General features: G+C 67.4%; 1 protein-coding gene and 1 pseudogene. Both read left to right on the forward strand.

Annotated elements, in window-relative coordinates; all coding sequences use genetic code 11:
* Nucleotides 1–567: pseudogene (locus HFP89_RS06650) on the forward strand (DUF11 domain-containing protein); the annotation flags it as partial.
* A 152-nt stretch (nucleotides 568–719) separates the two neighbouring features.
* The coding region (locus tag HFP89_RS06655; protein WP_168716867.1) for an integrin alpha at nucleotides 720–2640 on the forward strand (1921 nt) is incomplete at its 3' end.

A 2640-nucleotide genomic window follows, 5' to 3' on the forward strand; every position in this document is an offset into this window, starting at 1 on the left:
GGCGAAGCGGCCGGTGACTACGCCGGGTGGTCGGTCAGCGCCGCCGGCGATGTCAACGGCGACGGCATCGATGACGTGGTCATCGGGGCCTTCGGCGCCGACCCGAACGGCAGCAGTTCGGGCCGCAGCTACGTGGTGTTCGGGCGAAGCTCGACGGACGTGGCGGTCAGCAAGAGCAACGGCGCGGCCTTTGTCGACAACGGCCTGCCGACCACCTGGCTCATCGATGTCGCCAACGTCGGCGCCGCCGACATTGCCGGTGCGACGCTGAGCGACCCCGTGCCGACCGGCGTGACCGGGGCGACCTGGACCTGCACTGCCTTCGGCGGCGCGGTCTGCACGAATCCGAGCGGTAGCGGCGGCATCAGCGAGAACGTCGACCTGCCGGCCGGCGCCAGCCTGGTCTACGAGTTCACTGCGACGGTCACCGCAACGGAACCGGGGTCGGTCAGCAACACGGCAACGATCACGCTGGCCGCTGGCCAGACCGACATCAACCCGGCCGACAACAGCGCGACCGATACGGATCCGGTAGGTCTGTTCATCGACGGCTTCGAGACCGAGTAGGTTCGGGCGCGGCGGGTCGATCGATCCGTTTGCGCGGACGCGGCGCAGCCGGTACAGTGCATCGACGTCGATGCTGTCGCATCCTGGACATCGTCTCTGGCTGCATGATTCCTGCTTCACGATCCCACGCCCTGAACGGAAGGTCGGACCCCATGACTCAGCATCGCATCGCTTCCCTGCATACTCGCCCGAAGATGGACTGTGCGCGCACGGCATCCCTGCCGAGCACGTCAACGGCGCGCCGCGTGCTGCCGCTGGCGGTGGCCGCAGCGCTGGGTGTCGGTGGTCCCTCCGCGGCCCTGGCCCAGTCGTTCCCGGCCGAGATCGAGCTGTCGGCCCTGGACGGCACGAACGGCTTCGTGCTCAACGGCGAAGCGGCAAGTGATTTGTCCGGGTTCTCGGTCAGCGCGGCCGGCGATATCAACGGCGATGGCATCGATGATCTGATCATCGGAGCCTATGGCGCCGACCCGAACGGCAGCTTGTCGGGCCGCAGCTACGTCGTGTTCGGTTCGGGCACGGTGACGAACCCCTTCGAGCTGTCCGGCCTCGATGGCAGCAACGGCGTTGTGATCAACGGTGAAGCGGCCTACGACTTCTCCGCGGTCTCGGTCAGCGCGGCCGGCGACATCAACGGCGACGGCATCGAGGACCTGATCATCGGAGCCAATGGCGCTGACCCGAACGGCAGCTCCTCGGGCCGCAGCTACGTGGTGTTCGGTTCGGGCACGGTGACGAACCCCGTCGAGCTGTCCAGCCTCGATGGCAGCAACGGCGTTGTGCTCAACGGTGAAGCGGCCGGTGACAACGCCGGATACTCGGTCAGCGCCGCCGGCGACATCAACGGCGATGGCATCGATGACCTGATCATCGGAGCCGATAGCGCTGACCCGAACGGCATCTCATCGGGCCGCAGCTACGTGGTGTTCGGCGACGATGCCGGCCTGCCCACCCCGTTCAACCTGTCCACGCTGAATGGGCTGATCGGCGTTGTGCTCAACGGTGAAGCGGCCCGTGACAGCGCCGGGTTCTCGGTCAGTGCCGCCGGCGACGTCAACGGCGACGGCATCGGTGATCTGATCATCGGAGCCCCGGACGCCGAGACCGATGGCATTGGTTCCGGGCGCGCCTACGTGGTGTTCGGTTCGGGCACCGGCCTGGCCAGTCCCGTCGAGTTGTCCAGCCTCAATGGCAGCAACGGCGTTGTATTCATCGGTGAAGCGGAAGCTGACTTCGCCGGGCGTTCGGTCAGCGCCGCCGGCGATATCAACGGCGACGGCATCGGTGATCTGATCATCGGGGCCGATGGTGCCGATTCGAGCGGCGAAGACTCGGGACGCAGCTACGTGGTGTTCGGCGCGAGCATTCTGCCCACCCCCTTTGACCTGTCCACCCTCAACGGCGTCAACGGCTTCGTGCTCAATGGCGAAGCGGCCGGTGACTACGCCGGCCGTTCGGTCAGCGCCGCCGGCGACATCAACGGCGACGGCATCGATGACCTGCTCATCGGGGCCAACAGGGCCGATCCTGACGGCATCGTTTCGGCGGGCCGCAGCTACGTCGTGTTCGGATCGGACACCGGCCTGCCCAACCCCTTCGACCTGTCGACGCTGAACGGCAGCAACGGTTTCGTGCTCAACGGCGAAGCGGCCGGTGACTACGCCGGGTGGTCGGTCAGCGCCGCCGGCGATGTCAACGGCGACGGCATCGATGACGTGGTCATCGGGGCCTTCGGCGCCGACCCGAACGGCAGCAGTTCGGGCCGCAGCTACGTGGTGTTCGGGCGAAGCTCGACGGACGTGGCGGTCAGCAAGAGCAACGGCGCGGCCTTTGTCGACAACGGCCTGCCGACCACCTGGCTCATCGATGTCGCCAACGTCGGCGCCGCCGACATTGCCGGTGCGACGCTGAGCGACCCCGTGCCGACCGGCGTGACCGGGGCGACCTGGACCTGCACTGCCTTCGGCGGCGCGGTCTGCACGAATCCGAGCGGTAGCGGCGGCATCAGCGAGAACGTCGACCTGCCGGCCGGCGCCAGCCTGGTCTACGAGTTCACTGCGACGGTCACCGCAA

Origin of the sequence: Wenzhouxiangella sp. XN79A, from assembly GCF_012272825.1 — a bacterium.
In the GTDB taxonomy this organism is placed as follows: Bacteria; Pseudomonadota; Gammaproteobacteria; order Xanthomonadales; family Wenzhouxiangellaceae.